General features: G+C 68.2%; 25 protein-coding genes and 2 pseudogenes. 14 read left to right on the plus strand and 13 right to left on the minus strand.

Translation table 11 applies throughout. The features are described 5' to 3' along the window. Window positions 1–132: 132 nt before the first annotated feature. The 6 genes from G6048_RS24795 (at window position 133) to G6048_RS24820 (ending at window position 4,363) form a co-directional block, all read left to right on the plus strand. Window positions 133–747, plus strand: coding sequence for an aldehyde dehydrogenase family protein (locus tag G6048_RS24795; protein WP_165341802.1), 615 nt, complete (start codon window positions 133–135; stop codon window positions 745–747). Between the two features lie 446 nt (window positions 748–1,193). Next, complete coding sequence (locus tag G6048_RS24800; RefSeq protein WP_165341803.1) at window positions 1,194–2,375, plus strand: FAD-dependent oxidoreductase; 1,182 nt, start codon at window positions 1,194–1,196, stop codon at window positions 2,373–2,375. 76 nt (window positions 2,376–2,451) lie between these two features. After that, window positions 2,452–2,685: a hypothetical protein gene (locus tag G6048_RS24805; protein WP_165341804.1), complete on the plus strand. Its 234-nt coding sequence runs from the start codon at window positions 2,452–2,454 to the stop codon at window positions 2,683–2,685. A 34-nt stretch (window positions 2,686–2,719) separates the two neighbouring features. After that, entirely contained in the window at window positions 2,720–3,244 is a 525-nt protein-coding gene (locus G6048_RS24810; protein WP_165341805.1) for an NUDIX hydrolase, read from the plus strand. Window positions 3,245–3,559: 315 nt separating this feature from the next. After that, window positions 3,560–3,823 carry a hypothetical protein gene (locus G6048_RS51910; protein WP_408056162.1) on the plus strand — a complete coding sequence of 88 codons (264 nt, stop codon included), beginning with the start codon at window positions 3,560–3,562 and terminating at the stop codon, window positions 3,821–3,823. 288 nt (window positions 3,824–4,111) lie between these two features. Then, window positions 4,112–4,363 (plus strand): A24 family peptidase, encoded by a 252-nt coding sequence (locus G6048_RS24820; protein WP_165341806.1) that lies wholly within the window; start codon window positions 4,112–4,114, stop codon window positions 4,361–4,363. Window positions 4,364–4,991: 628 nt separating this feature from the next. Here the strand turns inward: G6048_RS24820 and G6048_RS24825 are convergent. From G6048_RS24825 to G6048_RS24835, 3 genes and pseudogenes are all read right to left on the minus strand, one after another. Next, window positions 4,992–5,132 (minus strand): annotated as a pseudogene (locus G6048_RS24825) (IS3-like element IS987 family transposase); the annotation flags it as partial. A 128-nt stretch (window positions 5,133–5,260) separates the two neighbouring features. Next, a complete protein-coding gene (locus G6048_RS24830) occupies window positions 5,261–7,027 on the minus strand; it encodes a S8 family serine peptidase (RefSeq protein WP_328826881.1) in 1,767 nt (588 codons plus the stop codon). A 124-nt stretch (window positions 7,028–7,151) separates the two neighbouring features. Further along, the gene (locus G6048_RS24835; protein ID WP_165341808.1) at window positions 7,152–7,661 is read right to left on the minus strand and encodes a hypothetical protein; all 510 of its coding nucleotides are present in this window, start codon (window positions 7,659–7,661) and stop codon (window positions 7,152–7,154) included. A 360-nt stretch (window positions 7,662–8,021) separates the two neighbouring features. Here G6048_RS24835 and G6048_RS24840 point away from each other — a divergent pair, with 360 nt between their 5' ends. Both G6048_RS24840 and G6048_RS24845 read left to right on the plus strand, forming a co-directional pair. After that, window positions 8,022–8,252, plus strand: a complete 231-nt coding sequence (locus G6048_RS24840) for a hypothetical protein (protein ID WP_165341809.1) — start codon at window positions 8,022–8,024, stop codon at window positions 8,250–8,252. Between the two features lie 472 nt (window positions 8,253–8,724). Beyond that, a complete protein-coding gene (locus tag G6048_RS24845) occupies window positions 8,725–9,822 on the plus strand; it encodes an NmrA family NAD(P)-binding protein (protein WP_165341810.1) in 1,098 nt (365 codons plus the stop codon). 216 nt (window positions 9,823–10,038) lie between these two features. Here G6048_RS24845 and G6048_RS24850 read toward each other — a convergent pair whose 3' ends face one another. Together G6048_RS24850 and G6048_RS24855 are read right to left on the minus strand one after the other, a co-directional pair. Further along, window positions 10,039–11,649, minus strand: a complete 1,611-nt coding sequence (locus tag G6048_RS24850) for a CocE/NonD family hydrolase (protein WP_165341811.1) — start codon at window positions 11,647–11,649, stop codon at window positions 10,039–10,041. After that, on the minus strand, window positions 11,646–12,275 hold the full coding sequence (locus G6048_RS24855; RefSeq protein WP_165341812.1) for a TetR/AcrR family transcriptional regulator: 630 nt from the start codon (window positions 12,273–12,275) through the stop codon (window positions 11,646–11,648). Before G6048_RS24855 ends, G6048_RS24850 begins: the two co-directional genes overlap by 4 nt. A gap of 60 nt (window positions 12,276–12,335) precedes the next feature. Between G6048_RS24855 and G6048_RS24860 the strand changes: the two genes are divergently transcribed. Further along, window positions 12,336–12,740 (plus strand): transposase, encoded by a 405-nt coding sequence (locus G6048_RS24860; RefSeq protein ID WP_408056163.1) that lies wholly within the window; start codon window positions 12,336–12,338, stop codon window positions 12,738–12,740. Between the two features lie 201 nt (window positions 12,741–12,941). Here G6048_RS24860 and G6048_RS24865 read toward each other — a convergent pair whose 3' ends face one another. The 4 genes from G6048_RS24865 to hemC all read right to left on the minus strand — a co-directional run bounded on the left by G6048_RS24865 (window position 12,942) and on the right by hemC (window position 15,767). Then, on the minus strand, window positions 12,942–13,805 hold the full coding sequence (locus G6048_RS24865) for a ribosome-inactivating family protein (protein ID WP_165341814.1): 864 nt from the start codon (window positions 13,803–13,805) through the stop codon (window positions 12,942–12,944). 150 nt (window positions 13,806–13,955) lie between these two features. Beyond that, on the minus strand, window positions 13,956–14,444 hold the full coding sequence (locus tag G6048_RS49835) for a transposase (RefSeq protein WP_328826885.1): 489 nt from the start codon (window positions 14,442–14,444) through the stop codon (window positions 13,956–13,958). Between the two features lie 89 nt (window positions 14,445–14,533). Continuing rightward, window positions 14,534–14,671, minus strand: a complete 138-nt coding sequence (locus G6048_RS24875; protein ID WP_165341801.1) for a hypothetical protein — start codon at window positions 14,669–14,671, stop codon at window positions 14,534–14,536. Window positions 14,672–14,831: 160 nt separating this feature from the next. Further along, window positions 14,832–15,767, minus strand: a complete 936-nt coding sequence (gene hemC / locus G6048_RS24880; protein WP_165341815.1) for a hydroxymethylbilane synthase — start codon at window positions 15,765–15,767, stop codon at window positions 14,832–14,834. Between the two features lie 205 nt (window positions 15,768–15,972). Between hemC and G6048_RS24885 the strand changes: the two genes are divergently transcribed. Beyond that, window positions 15,973–16,383: a hypothetical protein gene (locus G6048_RS24885; protein ID WP_165341816.1), complete on the plus strand. Its 411-nt coding sequence runs from the start codon at window positions 15,973–15,975 to the stop codon at window positions 16,381–16,383. A gap of 139 nt (window positions 16,384–16,522) precedes the next feature. Here G6048_RS24885 and G6048_RS24890 read toward each other — a convergent pair whose 3' ends face one another. Both G6048_RS24890 and G6048_RS24895 read right to left on the minus strand, forming a co-directional pair. Further along, on the minus strand, window positions 16,523–17,011 hold the full coding sequence (locus G6048_RS24890) for a hypothetical protein (protein ID WP_165341817.1): 489 nt from the start codon (window positions 17,009–17,011) through the stop codon (window positions 16,523–16,525). Between the two features lie 466 nt (window positions 17,012–17,477). Beyond that, entirely contained in the window at window positions 17,478–18,092 is a 615-nt protein-coding gene (locus tag G6048_RS24895; protein ID WP_165341818.1) for a TetR/AcrR family transcriptional regulator, read from the minus strand. A gap of 115 nt (window positions 18,093–18,207) precedes the next feature. On the opposite strand from G6048_RS24895, the gene G6048_RS24900 reads away from it, so the two are divergent. From G6048_RS24900 to G6048_RS24915, 4 genes and pseudogenes are all read left to right on the plus strand, one after another. Next, window positions 18,208–19,119 (plus strand): alpha/beta fold hydrolase, encoded by a 912-nt coding sequence (locus G6048_RS24900; RefSeq protein ID WP_408056164.1) that lies wholly within the window; start codon window positions 18,208–18,210, stop codon window positions 19,117–19,119. A 168-nt stretch (window positions 19,120–19,287) separates the two neighbouring features. After that, a complete protein-coding gene (locus tag G6048_RS51915) occupies window positions 19,288–19,515 on the plus strand; it encodes a transposase family protein (RefSeq protein WP_408056165.1) in 228 nt (75 codons plus the stop codon). A gap of 41 nt (window positions 19,516–19,556) precedes the next feature. Continuing rightward, window positions 19,557–19,926: pseudogene (locus tag G6048_RS51920) on the plus strand (ISL3 family transposase); the annotation flags it as partial. A 156-nt stretch (window positions 19,927–20,082) separates the two neighbouring features. Further along, window positions 20,083–20,778: a transposase gene (locus G6048_RS24915; protein ID WP_235990261.1), complete on the plus strand. Its 696-nt coding sequence runs from the start codon at window positions 20,083–20,085 to the stop codon at window positions 20,776–20,778. A gap of 199 nt (window positions 20,779–20,977) precedes the next feature. On the opposite strand, the gene G6048_RS24920 is transcribed toward G6048_RS24915, so the two are convergent. Together G6048_RS24920 and G6048_RS51475 are read right to left on the minus strand one after the other, a co-directional pair. Continuing rightward, window positions 20,978–21,670: a response regulator transcription factor gene (locus G6048_RS24920; RefSeq protein ID WP_328826890.1), complete on the minus strand. Its 693-nt coding sequence runs from the start codon at window positions 21,668–21,670 to the stop codon at window positions 20,978–20,980. A 171-nt stretch (window positions 21,671–21,841) separates the two neighbouring features. Beyond that, on the minus strand, window positions 21,842–22,513 hold the full coding sequence (locus G6048_RS51475) for an AsnC family transcriptional regulator (protein WP_328826893.1): 672 nt from the start codon (window positions 22,511–22,513) through the stop codon (window positions 21,842–21,844). Window positions 22,514–22,668 lie beyond the last annotated feature (155 nt).

Below are 22,668 nucleotides of genomic sequence, written 5' to 3' on the forward strand. Positions count from 1 at the left end.
GCGGGGTTCCGGGTGGCCAAGTCCTTTGAGCCTTGCCAACGGCGCCGCCATGACAGCCATACCCAGAACCCCTGGGCCCTCTGATCTTACGAATGACCAGAGCAACCACCCTTGAAAGGTAGGACCACCCTCATGACCCTCACGGAAGTCACCCCACAGCCCACGGACGCGGAGCGTTTCGGCCACATCCTCGCTGTTCAGCGCGCTGCCTACCTCCGCGACGGAGCACCCTCACTGGCGGCGCGGCGCAGCGACCTGAGCAGGTTCAAGGCGGCACTGATCGCCCGGCGCAGCGCCATCGAGGAGGCGATCATCACCGACTTCGGAAATCGCTCGCGCCACGAGACCACGATGATGGAGTTGGGGGGCGTCGTCCAGGACATCGACTACCTTCAGCGCAATCTCCGCCGCTTCATGCGCCCGAGGAGCCGCCACACCGCCTGGCACATGCGGTTGGGCACCAACCGCATCGAATACCAGCCGCTCGGAGTGGTCGGGGTCATCTCACCGTGGAACTATCCCGTCAACCTGTCGCTGATGCAGGTCGTCACCGCGATCGTCGCCGGCAACCGCGTCATTTTGATGCCCTGCGGCGGTAACGGCTCCAGCCGGGCCCACTGGCTGTTCGTCAGATCACCACGCCTCAAAGCCGTGATCATCCACGGCCAAGATCCATTTTTGCGACAGACCCTAGTGCGACAGCCACGGCGTGTCAGCCCCGCGACATCACGCCAGCAAGGTCAGTGAGGAGGTACCAGACCAGGCTCTGGGGGCGCGGTTCAATCTTCAGCCCAGGCGAGGGCGGCGGCGACCGGCGATGTGGCCAAGTACGGCGGGGGCGCCTGTGCGCGCTGCTCGTGCTCGCCCTCGTCGTCCTGGCGGCACCGCGGACGGCCCCGCTGAGGGCCTGTGGCGTGGCGCCGGCCGTGAGCGGGGGAGTCGAGTCCCTGCACTCACCGGGCTGCCGGCGGAACTCTCCCAAGGCAGCAGGGTCGCCCGTTGGGTGCTCGGTTCCGCCTTCAACGCGCCAAACCTGTTGGTACGCGGTCGGCGCGGCCGCCGGCTGGCTCGTCATGAGGGGACATGGGACGCGGCGGTGTGACTTCCCGCTTGCCGAACCTATCGAATTTCGATAGGTTCCCATCGAGGTTCGATCGAAGCGTCGGCCTTCGGTGACCGCAAGGAGCACAGCCATGCCCGCAACAGCCCGCACCCCCTGCCGCCTCGGAGACACGGCCGGTACTGATGTACTGGTGGTCGGGGCCGGGCTGGCCGGTCTGCACGTCGCCACGCTCCTCGCCCGGCAGGGCCACGACGTGCTGCTCGTCGACCGGCGAACGACCCTGGCCGGGGCGATCCGCACCACGGGGATCTTCGTCCGGAAGACACTCGACGACTTCTCGCTGCCCGACGAGCACCTCGGACCCCCGATCCGGCGCGTGCTGCTCTATCCCCCGGGCATGGACCGCCCGGTCAGCCTGGTCAGCGATCGCGACGAATACCGGGTGGGCGACATGGCACGGCTGTACGAGGCGGCGGCCGCGGTCGCGGTCGACGCCGGTGTGCGGTTGGCGCTGGGCACGCGTTACGCCGGCCGGCGGGGCGACACCTTCCACCTGATCGGCCGAGACGGGCCGACCGCGGTCCGGGCGCGCTTTGTCGTCGGCGCCGACGGAGCACGTTCGAGCGTCGCCCGCGACCTCGGCCTCGACCGCAACCGCCACCTGCTGGTCGGCGCCGAAGAGGTCTTCGAGGTGTCCCCGAACGGCGAACCACCCACCTTCCACTGCGTCCTCGACCCCTCCCTCGCCCCCGGATACCTGGCATGGGTGGTCAACGACGGACGGCACGCCCATGTCGGTGTCGCCGGCTACGCCGACCGTTTCCCGGACGGTCTGCGCCGGGCCGCGGAACGCTTCAGTGCCTCGGCGCCCGGACTGGCCGGCGTCGACCGTCCCGAGGCGGTGGAGCGACGCGCAGGCCCGATACCCGTCGGCGGCGTGCTGCGCCGCATCAGCTGCGCCGACGGACTTCTCGTGGGGGACGCGGCCGGCGCTGTCTCGCCCCTCACCGCCGGCGGCCTGGATCCCTGCCTGCGGCTGTCGGAACTGGCCGCCTCCGTCCTCGACGACGCGCTGCGGTCCGGGAAGCGGGACGCGCTGGCGCACTACAGCGGAGCCGGTCTACGGGCGAGTTTCCGAGGACGGCTCTCGCTGCGCCGGGCGTTGGCCCGCGTACGGACACCGGCGGCGACGACCGCGGCGTTCACCCTGTTGCGCACACCGCCGGGGCGGGCTGCGGCCGGCCGTATCCTCTTCGGCGACCGGTCCTTCCCCGATCAACCCGCCCCTCGTGCCGTTGTCGCACAGCACTGACTCCATGGAACGGACCGCCTCCGGGCCGGGAGGCGCCCGGCATGTGCGTGGCTGCCGCCCATAACAGGCTGGGATCATGGCGATCGACCAGCCCATCGTGCTCTACCCGCCCGGTGAGGACGGCGGCCGGCGGGTCCGCGCGGGCGCGCGGTTCCTGGGGATGGCGTACGCGCTGCTCGACGTCGTGGAATTCCTGCGCCTGGCCGGGCTGGACGACGCCGACGACGACTGGTTGCGGCAGTCCGCACTGGTCGAGTGGCGCGGCGCGGCCCGGACGTGTGGATCGTCCGCGGCTGACCGGACGACATGACCTGGTGTCGGTGCCGTCCGGCACGATGTGGTCCATGGGTGAACTTGTCGAACGTGTCGACGAGCACGATGAGGTCCTCGCAGTCGTCAGCAGGGGCGATGCGATTCGCCAGGGGTGGTTGCATCGCATCGCGACGGTCGTGTGCCGCGACACCGCCGGGCGGATCCTCGTACACCGCCGTCCCCACGAGGCCGCACGATTCCCGGGCGGGTTCAACTGGATGCTCGGCGGTGCGGCGCAGGTCGGTGAGTCCTACGAGGAGGCCGCGGCGCGGGAGTTGGCGGAGGAACTCGGTGTCCGGGCCCGTACGGGGTTCGTGTTCAAGTTCAGGTGCCTGGGCGCGATCAGCCCCTACTGGCTCGGCCTGCACGAGGCCGTCGTGACCGGGCCCATCAGGCCCGACCCCGAGGAGATCGCCTGGCACGACTGGCTGACGGAGCCCGAGCTCGGGGAACTGGTCCGGCACGAGGCGTTTGTCCCCGATGCCCGCGAGGCGTTCGACCGGTACTCCGCCCTCGGACGAGCGTCCGCGCGGAGTGGGCGGGGCGGCTCACCATGACAGGGAGTGGGGCGGGCAGTCTCGTCATTCCGGAGGACCCACACGGTGGACATCCTGCTGCTCGTCCTGTCCGCGCTGGGCGCCGCGTTCCGCAACGCTCTCGCAACCGTTCTCCAGCGCAAGGCCGCCCTGAGCGTGCCACGCTCCGACAAGCGGCGGGCCGGACTGATGCCCGATCTGCTCCGGCGTCCCGTCTGGCTACCGGCATCGCCGCGGCGGTCTGTCAGGCCGTGGTCTGCGCCGTGGTGGGAGGGCTCGCTGTGGCCCTGGCCGCCGCATCGCCTGCCGAAATCGCACGCACGTACCGATCGACCGATGGATCCCGGTACTCGCCGTGTGTACCGCTGCGATCGTCGGTCTCGTGCTCGCCGCACTCCGCAGGCCCGAGGGTCGGAGAGAAGGAGCTGCTGCCGCATTCAGCGGGCCGAGCGCACCGCGATCCTCCTGGGCGACTCCGTCTACACCCTGGCCTGGGATCCTGGGAAGGGCCGCGTCCTGCTGCGCACCTGGGACCCGGGCCTGTACTTCCCGGAGTGGCCCGAGGATGCCAGATCCATGAAGTACGTGCGCACTTCCTGAAGTTCGGTGTTGAGCAGGAGCGTCCACCGGTCCGGGGTGAATGGCCATGCACGATCGCGTTGTAGCGCTCGCCCCGCATCCGAGCCGCGACCGACCGGTCGGTGAACGCGTCCAACAGGTCGGTCGTGGCCTGAAGCGTCCAGCGGTCGTACTGGCCCACCACACGGTTGGCGGCCTGCTCCCGGCTCTCGTCAACCCTCGGCGGTGCGGGCGATGAAGTGGTGGGGTGCGGCGTTCTGGAAGTCGGTAAGCCGCTCGGTCAGGCGGGCCAGCAGCTTGATCGCCTGAGTGCTCTTCCTGATCAGCAAGGGCTTCGGATTCGGCGACGTCAAGCTCGCCCTCGTCCTGGGCGCTGTCCTGGGCTGGTACGGCCGGGCGATCGTCCTGGTCGGTACGTTCGCCGGGTACCTGCTCGGCGCGCTGTATGGCATCGGCCTCATCCTCGCGGGCCGGGCCGACCACATGAGCAGGATCCCGTTCGGTCCGTTCCTGCTCGCCGGAACGCTAGCCCGCGTGCTCCTGGGCTCCCACGCCTCCTGAATCCGGGACTCCCCAAGCAGAGGGGACGCTGAGTCGGGTGCTGTGTGCTGATGGCACACGGGGCGGCTTCGTGCTGGCTAGTGGCTCGCCACGCATCCTTGGCCGGGTAAGCGACCCGCTGTTCTCCCTCCCGCTGCGCGAACAGCGTCATTGCCGCCGCTCACCTGTCCATCTGGACCGCGGAACGAGCCTCGCTCACCGACCTGCTCGCCACTCGGAAGCTCCCACCCAACCGCCGGGCACTGCTCACCGAACAGCTCCAGGACGTCGACCGCGCGATCCGAAAGCACCCGATGACCCCTCCGACGGTTTCTCCTGCGTAGCACCCGGCCCCATGCCCATGCCGACCGCAGCGCGAGATCGACGCCGTCGAGGGCAGAGGCCGCTGTCGGCGGAGGCGGGTGATCTCCTCCTGCTGATGTTGCTCGCGCTGGCTGGCGGGACTTCGTTGCGATCGGCGGGCGGCACATCGCCGTCAAGCCACCACGTCGTGGGGCAGCGAAGAAGCGAGCCAGCCCGCCGATCAAACAGGATCCTGCCATCGGCCGGCAGCACATCAAGGACCAGCCACCACGAGCGGCATCGACCCGCGCCGACCCGCCGATCGCCACGATCCTGACATTGACGCAAAGAAGGCCGACGCCGCCTTGAGGATCTCGTTGGCCCGCCGCAGCTCGGCGTTCTCGGCCTTGAGCCGCTTGATCTCCGCGGCCTCCTCGGAGGTGACGCCGGGCCGTCGGCCGGCGTCGACCTGGGCATGCTCAGCCCAGTGGAGTACGAACTCCGCTCCCCACCGGCAGCGTGAAACCAAGCAACTCGACTCCACCCGACTCGGGACAGTCCGGAGCCTCCATCAGACCCGGAATGATTCACGGGCCTGACTGTGCACCGGTCTGGCTAACCGGTCAGGGTCGGGGTGTAGGGGGTCAGAGCGGGGGCGAGTTGTACGCCGGGGGCCAGGCCCAGGGCGATGAGGGCGTCGGGCAGGCCGCGGCCGACGCGGGCGGCTTCCGCGGTGCCCGGGGCGGCCAGTTGGCGGCAGCTGGCGGAGATGATGTCGAACAGGTGCTGTACCCGGCCGGGTCCGCGGGGCAGCAGTTGGCCGTGGAAGTCCTCGTGGTGGGCGAGAACGAGGGCGGCGAGACCGGCGACGTGGGCCGAGGCCGTGCCGGTGCCGTCGAGGGCTGTGTAGCCGCCATGCGGCGCGCAGGACAGGATGGCCACGCCGGGAGCGACCGCGTCGATGCCCGGGCCGTAGCAGCTGAACGGCGCGGCGAACAGCCCTTCCGGTGTCAGCTGCGGGCCCGCATGGGTGGCCTGGGAGGTGTCTGGCGGGTACGAGCCGAAGACTCCCAGTGCGCCCACGGCGAACACGGTGGGCAGCGAGCCGGGGAAGGCGACCGGTCCGCCCGTGTCGCCCGCCGGGGCGACGCAGGCGATGCCCGCGGCGTTGGCATCGGCGAGCTTGCGGGAGACCAGCGCCGACGCATACGGGGCCGCCACCGCGATGTGGGCGACGTCGACCTCGTTGTCGATGCAGCGGTCCAGCGCGGCGATCAGGTCGCTGAAGCAGCCGCCCGGCTGTACCTGGCAGACATCGAGATCGGCGTCGACCGCGATGCCGATGACGCCCTTGCCGGTGTCCGCCCCGGCGATGAGGCCCGCCGCATGGGTACCGGTGCCCACGCTGTCCTGGGCCCAGCCCTGTTCCGTACCGCGGACGAGATCGACCCCGGAACCTGCCCGTTGCTTCAGGTCGGGGTGCTCGGAGGCGACGCCCGAACCGATGACCGCGACCCTGATGCCGAAGGCGCGGAACGTGGGAGGCAGCCGGTCCAGCCGCATGGCCTGCTGGCCCCAGCCGTACTGCTGCCTCTCGTCCAGCCCCGGGTACACCTTCTCCAGCGGTGTGAGGGTGACCAGGTTCTCCTGGGTCGCCGACAGGTCGGGACGGTTGATCCAGCGGTCCGCGTAACCGCCCGTGGGCCGGACGTACAGGGACTGAACGGACTGCGCGGTCTCCGTCGCCAGGGTGACCGTGGCGGTCCCGTCGTCCCCGGTGATGCCCTGGGCCGGCCAGGACGCTCCGATCAGGAACACCCCGGCGCCGACTAGCGGTTCGCCCTCCGGGCCGCAGACGCGCAACGAGATCTCCACGGGTTCATCGAGCGGCGCGACGAGCGCCGGATCGCGGAGCGGCAGAATCCCCGCGGTCGGCATGACGGCGGGTCCGGTGCCGGACAGCGGCAGGTCCGGCTCGATGTGTACGTGCAGCGACCGCATCGCAGGCACCTGGGCCTCGGCCGCCTCGACGACCGCGATTTCCGGGCAGGAGGGGGGCAGCCCGGTCGATTGGAGCTTGTCCGACGGCTGTAGTCTGCGGGTTACTTTGACCTCGGGCATGCGCTCCAGCCGGTCGCACACCGCGTCCATGCTGAGCTCGGGTACTCCTGGCGGCAGCAGATGCTGCGGCAGCGGTGTCACCATGTACCGCTCCCGGCGCGGCTGCACGACGAGCGGCTCCGGCGCGCCCTTCTCGCCTGGTACCGCTGCCCTGCCCTCGGGTCCGGGCTCACCCGCACCCGGTCCACCCGCACCTGCCCCTTCGGGCCCGCTCGCGCGGTTGTTCCCGGGCGTTTCCTTGACCATTACGTCCACCTTCACCACGCCTACCTCGTACTTGTGCGTACTTGTGCTTTCTGATCCGGCGACGGAACCGCTCGCCCTTGCACGCGGATGCGGTGTGCCCGGAAAAACCGCTCCGGGCACACCGCATCGCGCCCTCAGGTCAGCCGATACCGAACGGCTGACCCATCTGGCCGAAGCCGAAGCCGGGCTGCTGGTACTGCTGGCCGTACGGCTGCTGGTACTGCTGGCCGTAGGGCTGCTGGCCCATCTGGCCGAACCCCCCGCCCCACTGCTGCTGGCCCTGCTGGCCCTGCTGGCCCTGCTGGCCCTGCGTGCCTTGCTGGCTCTGCTGCAGCAGCGTCACGATCGCGTTCGGCAGCGCCTGCTGCACGGACTGCTCCACGGCGTGGCGGACAGCCCCGGCCAGCGAGCGGTGCAGCGCGAGCGCCAGGTACGGGTGCGCCTGCTGAGCCAGCTCCGGCCGCTGCTGAAGCTGCTGCTGGAGCTGCTGGATCTGCTGGAACGTCTGCTGCACCTGCTGCGCGACCTGCTGGGCCGTCTGCTGACACGCCTGCTGGATGGACTGCTGAACCATCTGGGCGATCTGCTGCGAGCCGCCGATCTGCGGGCCGGCCTGCTGCTGGGGTTGGGTACCGGTCATCACCGACATGAATGCTCCATTCGATGTCTCCACGGGAAAGCCGACAAGGGAATAATGTCGGCTCTGTCACATAATGTGACGACCTCGAAGCTAGGTCGGCGCCGACTCGCCCGCAATCGGACGACTCGATCCTGGAGCAGGGATCCCTCGGCTGGACCGCGGACCACCACACGGTTCTCCGGCAGCGAAAAGGGCCGCACGACTGGTATCAGGTCACAGGACCAGGACCGCCCGAGGGCGGGGCTCGTCCAACCGGATCACACCCGCCGTTCGAGTGACGTCATCGACAGCCGCTCGGTCCCCATGCATTCCGCTGCTCGTCGGGGAGACCGAGGGCCCACAACGTGGGGAAACAGCTCGGATTCCCTGGTGCAAGCGAGCGGTGTGCCGCTGACCTGTGAGCGATCCGAAAACGCGCACGCCCGCGCCGGCCGCCGTTCTCTGCGGCACCGCGAGCGCCAAGAGACCGACGCCGAGGGCGCCACGGCCCGGGTGTCGATCGCCCTCGACGCAATGTCGTTTCGACTCATGCGCGCGACGCGGCTGTTCCTCACTGGAGGCGGCCAGATCATCAGCCGCACCAGCTACCACCGGAACTAGCACGCTCGCCCTGTCCCCGTGCTCACCAACACGCCGCTTGTGAAGCGGCACCCGTACGGCCTGCGGCATTCGACGCTGCCGAAGGGGGTGGCCCAGCTCCGCGTTGTGATCTGGGCCTATGACCGGAACGGCCCGTCGACCGCGCGGGTTTCAACCCGCTGCGAAGAGTCCGGCGCTGACAGGCGCCCGCTAGCCGGGTTGCGGGCGACGGCCGGGCGCCGGTGAAGGAGTGCTGGGCCTCCGGGCGCCCAGGCCGCCTGCGACCTGCATCTGCCCCGGCCGACCGTGATGGGCGTCATTCGTGCCCAGAATCGCGAGGTCGTCGAGGCGCCGCTGCCCGAGGCGCTTGCCACTCGGAAACCGATCGGTATACGCTACTTGAAACCGATCGGTTTCCAAAAGAGTCTCGATCGCCGGGGCTGATTCAGAGATCAGTCTCGAACGTGCGTACTCAACCTCCGGAGTCGTTTCCATGTCTTCTCACGCCACCTCCAGAATCTTCGTGATCGGCGGTACAGGGGCTCAAGGGATGCCCATCGTTCGCTCTCTCGTCGCCGACAAGAAATACTCCGTCCGGGTTCTCACCCGCGATTCCAGCTCCCCCCGAGCCCAAGCGCTCCTCGCGCTCGGCAACGTCTCCCTCCTTGAAGGGTCGTTCGCCGACGAGGATGTGCTGCGGGAAGGGTTCCGTGGCTGCGACGGCGTATTCATCAACATCGACGGGTTCAACACCGGTGAGAAAACGGAGACCTACTGGGCCATCCGCACCTACGAGATGGCGATTGAGGCAGGAATCAAGTTCTTCGTCTACGGAAACCTCGACTACGCCCTCAAGAAGTCAGGCTACGACTCCAGGTTCCGCACCGGCCACTATGACGGCAAGGGCCGCATGGCCGAATGGGTACTGTTCCAGAACGAAAAGAACAGTGACAGGATGGGGGCGGCGGTCTTCACTTCGGGCCCCTACATCGAGATGGTGATCTCACCGCTCACACCCATGCAGCCCAGCGTCGAGGACGGCGTCGTCACGTGGCGAGTCCCTCTCGGCGACGGAGCAGTTCCCCACGTCGCTCTCGAAGACTGCGGATACTACGTTCGCTGGCTCTTCGACCACCCGGAGCGCTCTAATGGCATGGACCTTGAAGTCGCTATCGAGCACGTGACCTATGCCGATATGGCTGCGGCGTTCGAAAAGGTCACCGGGCATCCGGCACAGTACATCGACACTGACCTGGACACCTATTGGAGCAGTCCGGACCTGGCGGGACTCGTCGATGCCCCTGCCGGATACAACACCGATCCCAACGACAAAAGCACCATGAGCTTCCGCGACAACTTCACGGGCTTCTGGAACGTGTGGAAGCACGGAATCATCACCAGGGATTACGCTCTGCTCGACGAAATTCACCCCAACAGGATCAAGAGCGCTGAGGAATGGTTCCGTCGAGAAGACCAGGCGGGACGGGACTCCGGCAAGGGAAGTCTCTGGGAGAGGGTCCAGCCGGAGAATTGGAGCAGCGACTCCGCGGTCCTCAAAAGCAGTGCGGATTTCAGGACGGGCAAGTTGTAAACGGTTGGTGGGGGTGGTGGTGCCGGCGTACACGTGAACGTAGTCGAGTGGCCCGGGCGCCTGTGATTCCCCCGGGCTACCCGACCAGAGACCCCCGTGCCCCGAGGATCTCGGCTTGGTCGGCCAGGGAGAGTCCGGGGCCGTCATCTGGAAGGCAAGACCGCCCCTGGTGGCCGCCTGCCGATCGAAGGCGCCGGGTGAGGTAGACGCTGGGACTCAGCGGCGCTCCCGCACCGGCAGGATGATCGCCGAGGGGTGTGCCGGGTCGTGGTGGACGGACTGGTCGGCGGCCCGGAGCGTGGTCGCGGTGGCGAGGGGTTCGCCGGTGCCGGGGTTGCGGGCGTAGCGGGGGAAGGCGCCGCTGGAGACCTGGACCCGGATGCGGTGCCCTTGCTTGAAGCGGTACGCCGTCGGCCACAACGAGACGGTGGCGCAGGTGAGTTCGTCGGCGTCGGTCAGGCTGGTCAGGCCGTCGCAGATGTTGTGCGAGCGGCCGTCGGGGTCTACGTCGCACAGTCGGACGAAGACGTCCGCGTGCGCCAGGCTGGACCGGAACCAGATCTCGGCGCTCACCTCGCCGACGACTTCGACGTCCTCGTCGAGGGCGGGCGTCGTGTAGGTGAGGACATCGGCGCGGGCCTCCAGAGCGCTGTTGTCGACACGGCCGCAGTCCTTGACCAGGCGCGCTCCACCGACGGCCGGGGTGGGGTCGGCCGGGTCGTAACGGTACTGGTCGGGCGCCGACTCCTCGGGCTGATCTGCGGAGAGCGCGCCGTGGGCACCGAGATGGAACGGCCGTGCCGAGTAGCCGCTCGGCGGCCAGGACGCGAAGTCGCGCCAGGTGTCCTCGCCCATCACGTACAGCCGGACCGGCGCGCGGTGGGGCGGCTCCTCACCGCGCGCGTGGGGGAGGCCGAACTCCAGGGCCTCGTCGATGACGACGTTGTTGAACTCCGCGTGCGTCCACGGCCCGATCGTCAGCCGTGCCGAGCGTCCGGCCTGTTGCAGAACCTGGAAGTCGCGCAGCTGACCGGGCAGGAAGACGTCGTACCAGCCGCCGATGGAACTGACCGGCACGGTCACGTCGGCCACCCGGTCCCGGTGATCGAAGCCGGTCCAGCGCGGGGATTGGGCGTCGTGGGCGAGGATGTCCTGGATGTAGTCGGACCGGTGGCCGAGGGCTGCGATGTCGGCCTGGTTCAACGGCAGCGTGTGCAGCGCGCGGGCGGTCTTCTTGGCCTGGGCCGGCCTGCGGAGCAACGCCAGGGGCAGTTCCTGGGTGGCCACCAGCACACCCCAGCCGAACGGCGTCTCCAGCGACATGCCGTCCTCGCGGAGGAACTCCAGCGTCAGCGCCGACTCGGTCACCTGCGGGATCATCGCCTTGACCTGTGACGGCAGGCGGTCGGCGACAGCCCACTGGCTGTGTCCCAGGTAGCTCATGCCGAACAGGACGATCGCGTCACCGAACCAGGGCTGCTTGACCGTCCAGTCGAGGGTCGCCAGGCCGTCCTCGCGCTCCTGTCGCAGCGGGTCGAACGTCCCGCCCGAACCGAAGCCGCCCCGGGTGCTCTGGATCAGCACCTGGTACCCGCGTTCGGCCAGTGGTCGGGCCATGACCGTGCCGACGACGCCGGCCCGCCCGTAAGGGGAGCGGAAGACGGCTGTCGGCAGCCCCTCGCCACCGCCCTTGGGCGCCCACCGGTCGGCCAGCAGGTCGACTCCGTCGGGCATCGGGACCCGAAGATCCCGCTCGACGACCAGGTCCCGGGTCGGCGGCGCGGCCAGCTTCAGCCGGCGCTGGATGAGGTGACTGAGCAGGCTCATTGGGGGGTCTCCAGGTCTGGTGTGCTGGGGGTGGGGCGCAGGGCGGCGATGAGGACCGACAGGATGCGCATGAGTCGATCGGTGAATGCCTGGGGTTCCAGCGGATCCGCGCCGTCCACGATCCAGGTCGTGAAGAAGGCGGATCCCGCGCCAGCCAGGCACGTGGCGAGATCCTCGACGATCTGCGGGTCGAGCCGGTCGCCGAACATCTGCTGGACGTGCTGCCGGTTGACCGGCAGCAGCAGCCCGATCAGCCCCCGGTCCAGCGGGAACCCGCACGATCCGGTCAACAGGGCTTTGTAGAACACCCGGTGGTCGGCGAAGTGCCGCGCCGTGGCCAGCGTCTGCTCGCGTGCGGTCGTCCCGGGCGCGGCGTCGGCGAGTTGTGGCAGCAGTTCACGGCGCGCGAGATCGAGACCTGCCTCCAGCAGCAGGGCATCGCGGTCGCCGAAGTGCTGATAGACGACCCGCCGGCTCACGTCCGCTGCCTCGGCGATGTCCGAAAGCGGGACGGCCGCCGTTCCCCGTTCAGTGACCAGCTCGACCGCGGCCCGCATGAGTGCCGCCCTCGACCGGCGTACGCGCCGGTCCAGAGCGGGGGACTGTGCCTCTGACTGCGTCTGCATAACCAGATAATGCACAGGTGTGCAAAAAAGAACAAGTGTCCCTTAACGAGGGCTGACACAATGAGGCGGATTGCTCCTGTTTGCCGTGTCCGGGCGGGAGTTGAGGTTCGGTCCGGTGTGGGGGCATCGCCGTGGATCGTGTCGGATGAACTGTGGGATCACCTGGAGCCGCTGCTGCCCCAGCGTGAGCGCAGGTTCCGGTATCGGGTCGCAAGCCGTTGCCGGACCGGGACGTGCTGGGCGGGATCTTGGTTGTACGTGCTGCATGCGGGATCCAATGGAAGTCTGCCGCAGGATCTCGGTCTCGATTCGGGCATGACATGTTGGCGGCGGCTGCGGGACTGGAACGAGGCCGGCGTGTGGCAGCGGCCGCACGAGGTCCTGCTGGCCGAGTTGAACGCGGCCCCCACGGCTGGACTGGTCCCGCTGTGTGGTCGACTCCTCCCACGTCAGGGCACCAAATAGGGGGAGCCACACGGGCCCATCGCCGGTCGACCGAGGCCGGGCCGGCTCGAAGCATCACCTGGGTGAACAACCCCGGCTAGGTCTCGACCATGGCCCCGCGCTCGACCAGCCGCTTGAGCTTCAGGCGGACGTTGTCGGGCGCGGATCTCCACGTCTGTCGACTCGCACACCGACGTTCCCGCCGGCATCTGATCCCGCGCGTCACTGACTGTTCTGCAGAAGGCAGATGGCGAGGATCGCGGCCATCGACGACAGCGTGTTCGCGCCGAAGTCGATACTCGGTGTTGCGGGGTCGTCGACCTGGAAGTTGATGGGTGTCCCGTTCTCGAGGCTGTTGGCGAACTGCCGCGATGCCTCGCCCCAGCTGTTCATCAGCTCCGCGTCGGCAACGTTGACGACCGTCTCACCTGCGCCGTTGGAGCCGAAGGCCTCCCTGAAGTCCTGGCGCAGCGGCTCGAACCTCGCGCCTTCCGAGATCATCATGACGAACACCATGATCGACCGGGCTGCCGTGTTCACGTTGGCGTTCCCCCGCAGGTTCTCGTACGCATTGTCCACCACCTGCTGATTGTGCCTCATGTTGGCCCGCGCCTGGCCGCCACGCGACTCTAGGTCCCCGTAGCTGCCCGTGAAGCCGAAGGTGCCGGAAGGCACCGCCGAGTTGGGGTCGGGGTCGTCGCCCTTGAAGTAGATGGGCGAAGCGCTGCCCCGTCCATCCCTGACCTGGTAGCCGATGATGAACAGGTCCCGCGCCCGCACGATCAGGCGGACGTTGTTGCCGTCCGAACTCTCGGGCAGGTCACTGGCCCGCAGGTCGATGGCGAAGAGATTCCTGGGGGAGGTGTCCAGACTGGGGTCGGTCTGCAGCACCCCTTCCCGCAGCACCCTGCCGCCGGTCGCCCGCTGTCGTACGGCTTGGATCATGTCGTCGTACGCCTTTTGGCCGCCACTGATGTCCCAGGTGATGTCGTTGCCGTCATCGATGGCGCTGGCCTTCTCCTGGAACTGCGGGACCACCACCGCGGCACCACCCAGCAGCGTGGCAACGGCGAGGAAGAGGACCATGAACTTCCTGGTCAGCCAGCGGGAACGGCGTTTGTGACCCGGGCCGCCGACCCGCTCGACAGGGGACGTTTATTTCATGGGCATGCCAACGCTCACTTTCCTGCGACGACTCGTGGACGAGTCATGGACGTCTTCGGGGACGGTCGGCGCTCAGCACTGCGGAGCAGCCCGGAGAGCGATCGGACGTCCGGGTCGCTTGGTGCCCCGCGCCGTTCGGTAAAGTCTTGGCCAAGGGGCCGGAACCCCGACAGAGGCAAATATCCCAACCCGCCAGTATCGAGAGACCGGGATCTGACTTGAACAGCTCCTGGCCTCGCCCCGGCCGACGGACCTGTAACAGCGGTCGACGACAGCCGTCGGGGCGCGAAGAACAGCAGGCGGATCACGAATTCGTACGCGCGAACTCGGGCTCCTTCTGTAATTCACCACGCCGGGTGGCGGGAAGTCGTGCGGGAGCAGGTCCCACTGGCAACCGGTGCGGCCCTCGTAGAGCAGCCCGTTGACGATCTCCGGCATCGCGAACCGGCCCTGATGACCGCTGGCCGAGGGGTGCGCGGCCTTCCACGCGGTGATCACCGGCTCCACGAGCGCCCACTGCTCGTCGCTCACGTCGGTCTTGTAGGGCTTGCGCTCGCTCACGGTGCCGAGCCCAGCATGCTCATGGCCGCCGACCGGCAGGGATGCAGCACTGGTACACGGTCAGGTGACGACAAAACTCCTATGGACTCTCATACGGCCCTCTGAACGACTCCGCCTCGTGGCCTATCCGTGCCGCCCGCGTAGTAGGCGGCCGACGCCTTCACCGCGTCCTCGACCGCCTGCGCATAGGCGGCGGCATCCACGATCACAGCTGCAGGTGTTGTCATGTCCGTCACCCTGCACCCCGCCACTGACAAGGCCCCTGGCACGCTGGACGGGCAGAAGGTCGCACGATGGGTTGCTGATCTGCTGGAGAAGGCGGGAAGACACCATCACGGCGACCGAACATGCCCCGGCGACGCCTCGCTTCCGGGAGCATCTTCGGTTTCAGTGAGCGATGTTGTCGATCAGTTCGCGGGCGCCTTGGCGGAGCAGGGCGACGGCGACGGAGGTTCCGAGGGTGGCGGGGTCGAGGCGGCCGGCCCATTCGTGGGCTTTGAGCTGGGTCTTGCCATCCGGGGTGAACACGCAGGCGCGCAGGGACAGTTCGCCGCCTCGTCCAGCCTTCGCGTAGCCGGCGATCGGCGAGTTGCAGTGGCCCTGGAGGACGTGGAGGAACATGCGTTCCGCGGTGGCTTCGCGGTGTGTGTCCGGGTCGCCGAGTGCGCTGACGGTGTCGATAACGGTTGTGTCGTCCTCGCGGCACTGGAGGGCGAGGATGCCCGCGCCGATCGGCGGCATCATCGTCTCGGGGGAGAGAATCTCGGTGATCGCGTCGGTGCGGGCGATGCGTTCGAGGCCGGAGACGGCGAGGAGCAGCGCGTCTGCCTCACCGGCCCCGAGTTTCTGCAGGCGCCGGTTGGCGTTGCCGCGGAACGGCACGCACTGAAGGTGCGGGTGGGTGGCGGCCAGCTGCGCGATGCGCCGTACGGAGGAGGTGCCGATCCGGGTTCTGGCCGGCAGTGCGTCGAGGGTGAGCCCGCCGGGGTGGATGAGGGCGTCGCGGATGTCGTCCCGCTTGAGGAACGCGGCGAACAGGGTGCCTGCCGGGAGCGGCCGGTCGGCGGGCACGTCCTTGACGCAGTGCACCGCCAGGTCGGCCTCGCCGGCCAGAAGTGCGGCGTCGACCTCCTTGGTGAACGCCCCCTTGCCCTCGACCTGGGCGAGGTCGCCCATCCATTTGTCGCCGGTCGTCTTCACGGGGACGACCTCGGTGCGCACGCGGGGGTGGAGCGCGACCAGTTCGGCACGGACGCGCTCCACCTGGGCCAGGGCCATGGGCGAGTCGCGGGAGACGATTCGGATCAGCTCGGGAGCGGACATGCCGTTCACGATAGACCTTCAGATGCGCGCGCCGACCGACAGCCCGGATGCCCATCTCATCGGTGTGGCAAGGAGGTTGGGCTGCTCGGGCAGGTGTGCGAGGAAACCGTCGACGCGCCCCCCCCGGAGCCCTCTTCGAGAGCATCGGCCCCGTCCCGGGGGATCAGGAGGTGGTCAGGCTCATCGCCACGCGGCTACTCGTTCCATGCGGGGACGCGACGACGTCATGGCCGTGGCCCGTACCGCGGACCTCCTGCTCTGGGACTCGGACATCGCCGAGCGGCGCGCAGAGCTGCACGAGGTGATCACGGAATTCCAAACGCAGGGTCTTCGCGCCGGCGCCATCGTCCGCGAAATCGAGACCCAGATCGCCGGTATCAACGACATCGTCCGGCGTCGCAGGAAGAACCACGTCGCCCACCTGGTACTGCTCGCCCTCACCACTGCACAGGGAGCAGCGGCGATCAACATGCCACTTCTCGGAGTCGCCGCCGGTCCAACAGCCGTCGCGGGGGCCGCGCTCATCAACCGCCAGTGGCGACACGAACCCCGGCCGGAGGACGCAGCGCCCCTCGCCGCACTCCTGGCCCAAGCGCGCGCCGCACTGGAAGCCTGACCAGCCCCGCGGCGGAGGAACGGACACGCGACGAACACGTAACTGCTCAGGTGATCGAGTCTGCCACTTCAGCAGAGTGTCCAACCTCGTCAATGTTCAGTGACAAACGGCCAAGGTTCAGTGGCACCGACCTCGGCGGCTACCGGCGGGACCGGGCGCGCAGCTTGGACGTCCAGCTCGGCAGCCAATGCATCACGGCCACCGTCGCGGCCAAGCTGCCGAGCGTCGTGAGGAAGGCCCCCGGATAGACGTGGTTCACCCAGCATGGCTGCCACTCACTGTGGCAGGGGCCCGAGGAGCCCTTTCCCGGGATCACACGGGATGCGGCCAACGCGCTCACCAGGGCCACGGCCGCGTACACGATGCCGGCCACGACCCATCGGGGCGAGTACTTGCTCCCGTCCGAGGAGACCCGGCGGAAGGAGCGCTCGGCAGCCGTGAACGTGATCGGGAGCAACACACCGACGGTGGCGCCGAATCCGATGCCGGACGCCGGCCAGTATGCGGCCAGATTCCACAGCTCATCACCGAGCCACAGCGACAGTGGAAGAAAACCGCCGAGGGCTACGAGCGCGGCGGCCGGTTTGGCGTTCTTCTTCCAGCTCGTGCTGCGCGCCGAACGCTCCATCAGAGATCCTCTCGGTGGTCTTGTGCGTGCGGCCCGTGCGTAGTCGCTCAGCGCAGGTTTGTGCAACCCATGGATTCTGGGGACGCTGGTGAGGGCGCCCCAGCTGATCCCCCACCCCCGGCGGCCCGTCCAGCTCGCAACGGATCCGGCTCGCGGAAGACCTCAGGAGCCTGTCGGCCAAGCCCGGATCCGCGTACGCTCCCGCGCGCTCTCCCGACTCCACCCCTGACGACCAGCACGTTATGCCAGGCAAACTTCGGTGGCACAAACGTAATGATCATCAAGGTCCGCTGGCTATGCTCAAGGTTCGGTGATACGGGGCACCAACTATCGCTGTTGTGACTGAGCACGCTAGTTGGTTGTGACCGCTCTTCCGTGATGGCTACGCCTTGGTGATGGGATCGGTTGGACAGGGCATGCGGCCGCCCCGTCGGCAGCGGCTCTCACGCGGCGAGGCGGCCGCCCATCAAGCCGCATCACCGGTGCGGAAGATCCGGTCCAGGCGGTGGTCCAGGACGGCGATGGCGGACTCCGGGCTGCGCTGACCGACGAGGATGCTGGTGCCGAGTCCCGCAGACATGGCAAGCAGGCCGGCTGCCTCCAACTGTGCGTCCACACCGGGCTCGAGCAGAGCTGCCTCTTGCGCCTGTTGGAGGACCTGGGTTACCGCGGCTTCTGCGGCATCCGGGTTCTTGATGAAGGGTTGGGCTGCGAGTGCCTGGTCGGTCACGGCCAGAATGGCGTACGAGGTGTAGACGAAGTGGAAGGTGCGGCTGTCCTCGTCGGTCGGCAGCGCCGCCATCAGCAGCGCCTCGATCATTTCCCGCGGACCGGGCCTGTCCCCGGCGGCCCGTACGCGGGCGGAGGCCCGTTCCCCGAATCTCTCTGTCAGGTGCTCCAGTCCGAAAAGCAGCAGCTTCTCCTTGGTCTCGAAGTAGTACTGCACCAGCCGCAGTGACACGCCCGCCTCTGCTGCCACATCGCGCATCCCTACGGCATGCAGCCCGCGTCGCCCGGCGATCCGGACCAGTGCCTCGGCGATCTCGGTGCGCCGTTCTGCGTGGTCCACGCGCTTGGGCATCGGCCGTTTCTCCGTTCGTCGTTCCACTGTTGCGGCCCCAGTGGGGACCTTGATGATACAGCCGTACCAACATTGTGGTACGTTCGTATCACGAAAATGAGATCCGGAGGTGACCGTGTCCGAGACCGCTGTCCGTGCCCGAGCCGACATAGGCCGCTACGTGAGCGATGCCTGGCGCGACCGCTACTTCGCGGCCTGCGACGCGGTCTATGCACTGGGAGCGCCCGTGCTCGCGGAAGAGGACGTGGAGACGTCCTTCGGCACCACGCACGTCTACCGCTACGGCCCCGTGAACGAGGCCGCTCGATCCCGCACCCCCGTCGTCCTGGTGCACGGAGCGGGCTCCTGCTCCGCCATGTGGTACCCGAACACCCCCGCCCTCAGCGTCGACCGCCCGGTCTACGCGATCGACACCCCGGGTGATCCCGGCCGCAGCGTGCAGCGCGAATCGATCCACCAGCCCGAGCGCGCCGCGCAGTGGCTGGACGAGACGCTCGCCGGGCTCGGGCTCGACCGCGTGCACCTCGTCGGTTCCTCCTACGGCGGATGGCTCGCCCTGAACCAGGCGCACCGCAGGCCCGGTCGCCTCGCCTCGGTCACGCTGCTCGACCCCGGCGGCCTGGAGAAAGTGGGGCTGCGCTTCTTCGTCTGGATCTTCGCCGGCCTCTTCGCGACCTTCGCGCCCAAGGCACTGCGCCCGCGGCTGGCGGCCTGGCTGGAACAGCCGGTCCTCGTCGTGCCGGAACTGCGCACGATGATCAGAACGGCCGTTCGTGCCTACCGCATACGCCGCCCGGCGCCGCTTCCCCTGTCCGAGGAGGAGCTGTCCACCATCCGGACTCCGCTCTATCTGGTGCTCGGCAAGCGAAGCCTCCTCGTGCACCCGCAGCGGCAGGCGGAGCGTGTGCCGCGCCTGGTCCCCGGCGCCCGAGCCGAGATCATCTCCAACACGGGCCATGGGCCGCAGATTGACCACGCGGAGGAGATCAACCGCAGGATGCTGAACTTCATGGCATGCGTCGACTGACAATCGCCCACGCCGACGGGGCCAGGACCGTGCCGAGGCATGGCCCGGTCAGAGCCTGGGCCGGTAGCGCCCGGACCGCAGGACCGTTCCGGGAATCCCTCTGTCATGCGAGTGGAGACGCTTGAGGACGTCTTCTTGCCGGGCCTGAACCTCAAGGTGCGGCAGCTCATGGCAGCCGATGGCAACGTGGTGGTCGATGCGGCGGGATGCGGGCCGCCGGGCAAGTGTCCGCAGTGCGAGCATCCTGCCACGCGGGTTCACAGCCGCTATTGGCGTCAGATATCCGAGTTACCTGTCGGCGGGCGGGGGTTGCTCGTCCGTCTGCACGTGCGTCGGTCTTCTGCGATCAGAGCCAGTGCCAACGCCGGACGTTCGTGGAACAGGTGGCGGGCCTGACCGAGCCACGCCGCCGTTCTTCACCGGCGGCACGGTCGGCGATGAGGGCGGTCGCGACGGAACTCGGCGGGCGCCCGGGCCAGCGACTGTGCGCGAAGCTGCGGCTTCACGGCCGACGGACTGCGCTGTTGGCGCAACTGGTAGCCCCGCCGGTGCCGGCCCGCGCGCCGCGGATACTGGGCATCGACGAGTTCGCGTTCCGTAAGGGGCGGACCTACGGCACCGTCCTCGTCGACGTCGAAAACTCCAGGCCCGTAGACGTCCTGCCTGACCGCGAGACCGGCTCGGTTGCCGACTGGCTCCCAGGAGCACCCCGCCGCCGAGATCGTGTGCCGTGACCGCCTGATGGCCTTCACCAAGGCCATCAGGCAGGCGGCCCCTGACGCCCTGGAAGTCGCCGATCGCTGGCACCTCCTCCAAAACCTCTCGACGGCCGTGGAGAAAACATGCCGCCGACACCGCGGATGCCTGCGCCGACCTGCCACCACGGACGCCGGACCGCCGCCGGCTGCCCCAGCGACTCCCCTCCTGGAGCGTGTGCGTCAACGCCACAGGGATGTCAACGAATTGGCCGCCACGGGGCTGTCCCTCAGCGCCATCGGCCGCCGCCTGCAACTGGACCGCAAGACGGTATGGCGCTACCGGCACAACAACCTCGAAGACCTCCTCGCCTCGGCAGGTGACCGGGGCGCAGGTGTCCTCGACCCCTTCACCGACTACGTGCAGGACCGGTTCCAGGCGGGCTGCACAAGTTCGATGCAGCTCTACCGCGAGCTGCTCGCGCTCGGCTACACCGGCGGCTACCACGTTGTGAACCGCTACGTGACGAGCATCAGGAAGGGCGTAGCGATCCCCACTCTGGCAGTGACGCCCAGCCCTCGCACCATCACCTCATGGATCATGCGCCCGCACGAGACACTCCGCGCCTCGGATAGTGCACAGCTGGAAACCGCACGGAACGCCTGCCCGGAGATCGCCGCCGCCTGCGACCTCGCACGGGAGTTCACAGCCATGCTCCGTCACCGTCAGGGCCACCTACTGCGGGACTGGATTCAGAAAGCTGAGCTGAGCGGCCCCGAGGCCATCGGCATCTTCGCCGACTGCGTCCGTCAGGACCTCCCGGCCGTCACTGCGGGTCTCACCCTGTCCTACAGTTCCGGCGCCGTTGAGGGGCACGTCAACAGAATCAAGACGATCAAACGGCAGATGTACGGCCGAGCCTCCTTCACCCTGCTCAGAGCCCGCATCCTCCTGCAGCCGTAGTCATCACGGAAGAGCGGTCACAACCCGCTGGTTGGCCATTCTGAGCACGACAGTTGGCCACATCGACTGACCTGGGCGAAGGCTGCGAAAGCCTGTTCCGTAGCGGGCCAAAGCGGGTTGATCTCCAGTTGCCCTGCGGGGCGGAAGCCGGCCGAGTATCCCGCCAACTCGGCACGCCATCAGCCAAGTTGGCGAAGGCTCACTGCCAGCGCAGGAACTGGAGCACCGCCTGCACCTGCCGGTGCTCGCGCTCGCTCTGCTCCAGGCCGAGCTTGGTGAAGACACTGCGTACGTAGCCTTCGATCGTCTTGGGGCTCAGGACCAGTTCCTCGGACAATGCGGCGTTGGTCAGCCCCTGGGCCATCAGCGACAGCACCTCCCGTTCGCGGTGGGTGAGTTCGGCGAGCGGGTCACGTTCCCGTCGTCGGCCGACCAGCCTGGACACGAGTTCGGCGTCGGTCACGACCTCGCCGCCGGCGACGCGTCGTACGTCGATTGCGAAGGCACCGAGGTCGGACACCCGGTCCTTGAGCAGGTAGCCGACCGCACCGTCGAACTCTTCCATGAGCCGTAGTGCGTGATGCACCTCGACATACTGCGACAACAGCATCAGGCCGACCTGTGGCGCGAACGAGCGGATCTCGGCCGCGGCCTCGATGCCCTCGTCCGCGAAGCCCGGCGGCATCCGCAGGTCGGTGATGACCACGTCCGGTGGATCGCGGCGGACGAGGCCCACCAGCTCGACACTGTTGCGGGCCTGAGCCACCACATCGAAGCCCTCCTCGGCGAGGATGCGAGCCATCCCCTCACGGAAGTACAGTTCCCTGTCAAGTTCAGCGTGTTGAGGACCAAGCGCCGAACTTGCCGTTCTGGTACTCCTGCAGGAAGACACCCAACCCGACCGACGGCTAAGCGAGTCGGCGGGGCTCGGTGACTGCCATGACCCCGCACATCGGCAATACGGCCGCCGTCTGGATTGCGAAAGAGGCCCTCGCGACGGGACGAACGTGGTGGACCGTGGCCCGGGGCGGACTGCTCGGCCGGGAACACGCCACCGCGCAGCTCACCCCGCTGCACTTAGCCCCTGCTCTCCTCGCGGGCGGTTGACGACCCTGAACAGGGTGAGCGCCGTGACCGTGTCCCGTGCGCCCGGTATTTTGGGCGATGTCCTCCCAGGCGCCCCGTTTACGTCACAGCGAGGCCGCCTCCAGGCGCACCATGATGTCGAAGTCACCGCCGAGATCTCGCAGATGACGACTTCCGGAATGCGCTTGAGTGCGGCCAGGACATCACCACCGCGCATACGGTACTGGCGGTACACGAGTACGAGCGCGGAGACCACATCGCCGGTGTCGCCGCCTGCGCGGACGGTGGTGTAGCCGGCGATGTGTCCCCCGCGCTCCAGCCGTTCGATGCGCTGGCGCACCGCGTTGCGGGACAGCAGCACTTTGCCGGCCAGTTCGGAGTGCGAGATGCGGCCGGGCAGGAAGTTGGCCGCGCCGAGGAAGTCCGCGATGAAGGGCGTCTTCTGCAGCTCGAACAGCTCCCCGGGGGTGTCGAACTGCTCTATCAGGCCGTTGCGCATGACCGCGATGCGGTCGGACATGACCAGGGCCTCTTCCTGGTCGTGCGTCACATAGATGACGGTCAGGCCGAGTTCTTGCTGGATGCTCTTGATCTCGATCTGGAGGCGGTCGCGGAGCTTCTTGTCCAGGGCGCCGAGCGGTTCGTCCATGAGGATGACCGGCGGGCGGTAGACCAGGGCCCGGCGATCTCCATGGACGCCTCGTCGACAGCGACGACGTCGCCGTAGGTCTTGCGCAGGGCCACTACCGACAGTGCTTTGCCGGTGGCGGTGGCCGGCTTGGCGCCGGCCACCTTGACGCGTCG

The sequence above is a fragment of the Streptomyces ureilyticus genome, from assembly GCF_011045025.1.
In the GTDB taxonomy this organism is placed as follows: Bacteria; Actinomycetota; Actinomycetes; order Streptomycetales; family Streptomycetaceae; genus Streptomyces; species Streptomyces ureilyticus.

Coding starts and splice junctions, on each gene's coding strand:
- G6048_RS24845 (WP_165341810.1), top strand. CDS start 8,725: ATGTCTTCTCACGCCACCTCCAGAATCTTCGTGATCGGCGGTACAGGG.
- G6048_RS24835 (WP_165341808.1), bottom strand. CDS start 7,661: ATGTCGGTGATGACCGGTACCCAACCCCAGCAGCAGGCCGGCCCGCAG.
- G6048_RS24805 (WP_165341804.1), top strand. CDS start 2,452: ATGGCGATCGACCAGCCCATCGTGCTCTACCCGCCCGGTGAGGACGGC.
- G6048_RS24875 (WP_165341801.1), bottom strand. CDS start 14,671: ATGACAACACCTGCAGCTGTGATCGTGGATGCCGCCGCCTATGCGCAG.
- G6048_RS24895 (WP_165341818.1), bottom strand. CDS start 18,092: ATGCCCAAGCGCGTGGACCACGCAGAACGGCGCACCGAGATCGCCGAG.
- G6048_RS24795 (WP_165341802.1), top strand. CDS start 133: ATGACCCTCACGGAAGTCACCCCACAGCCCACGGACGCGGAGCGTTTC.
- G6048_RS24885 (WP_165341816.1), top strand. CDS start 15,973: ATGCGGGGACGCGACGACGTCATGGCCGTGGCCCGTACCGCGGACCTC.
- G6048_RS51475 (WP_328826893.1), bottom strand. CDS start 22,513: ATGGACGAACCGCTCGGCGCCCTGGACAAGAAGCTCCGCGACCGCCTC.
- G6048_RS24800 (WP_165341803.1), top strand. CDS start 1,194: ATGCCCGCAACAGCCCGCACCCCCTGCCGCCTCGGAGACACGGCCGGT.
- G6048_RS51910 (WP_408056162.1), top strand. CDS start 3,560: ATGGATCCCGGTACTCGCCGTGTGTACCGCTGCGATCGTCGGTCTCGT.
- G6048_RS24860 (WP_408056163.1), top strand. CDS start 12,336: ATGAGGCGGATTGCTCCTGTTTGCCGTGTCCGGGCGGGAGTTGAGGTT.
- G6048_RS24850 (WP_165341811.1), bottom strand. CDS start 11,649: ATGAGCCTGCTCAGTCACCTCATCCAGCGCCGGCTGAAGCTGGCCGCG.
- G6048_RS24890 (WP_165341817.1), bottom strand. CDS start 17,011: ATGGAGCGTTCGGCGCGCAGCACGAGCTGGAAGAAGAACGCCAAACCG.
- G6048_RS24810 (WP_165341805.1), top strand. CDS start 2,720: ATGGGTGAACTTGTCGAACGTGTCGACGAGCACGATGAGGTCCTCGCA.
- G6048_RS24865 (WP_165341814.1), bottom strand. CDS start 13,805: ATGGTCCTCTTCCTCGCCGTTGCCACGCTGCTGGGTGGTGCCGCGGTG.
- hemC (WP_165341815.1), bottom strand. CDS start 15,767: ATGTCCGCTCCCGAGCTGATCCGAATCGTCTCCCGCGACTCGCCCATG.
- G6048_RS51915 (WP_408056165.1), top strand. CDS start 19,288: ATGGCAGCCGATGGCAACGTGGTGGTCGATGCGGCGGGATGCGGGCCG.
- G6048_RS24855 (WP_165341812.1), bottom strand. CDS start 12,275: ATGCAGACGCAGTCAGAGGCACAGTCCCCCGCTCTGGACCGGCGCGTA.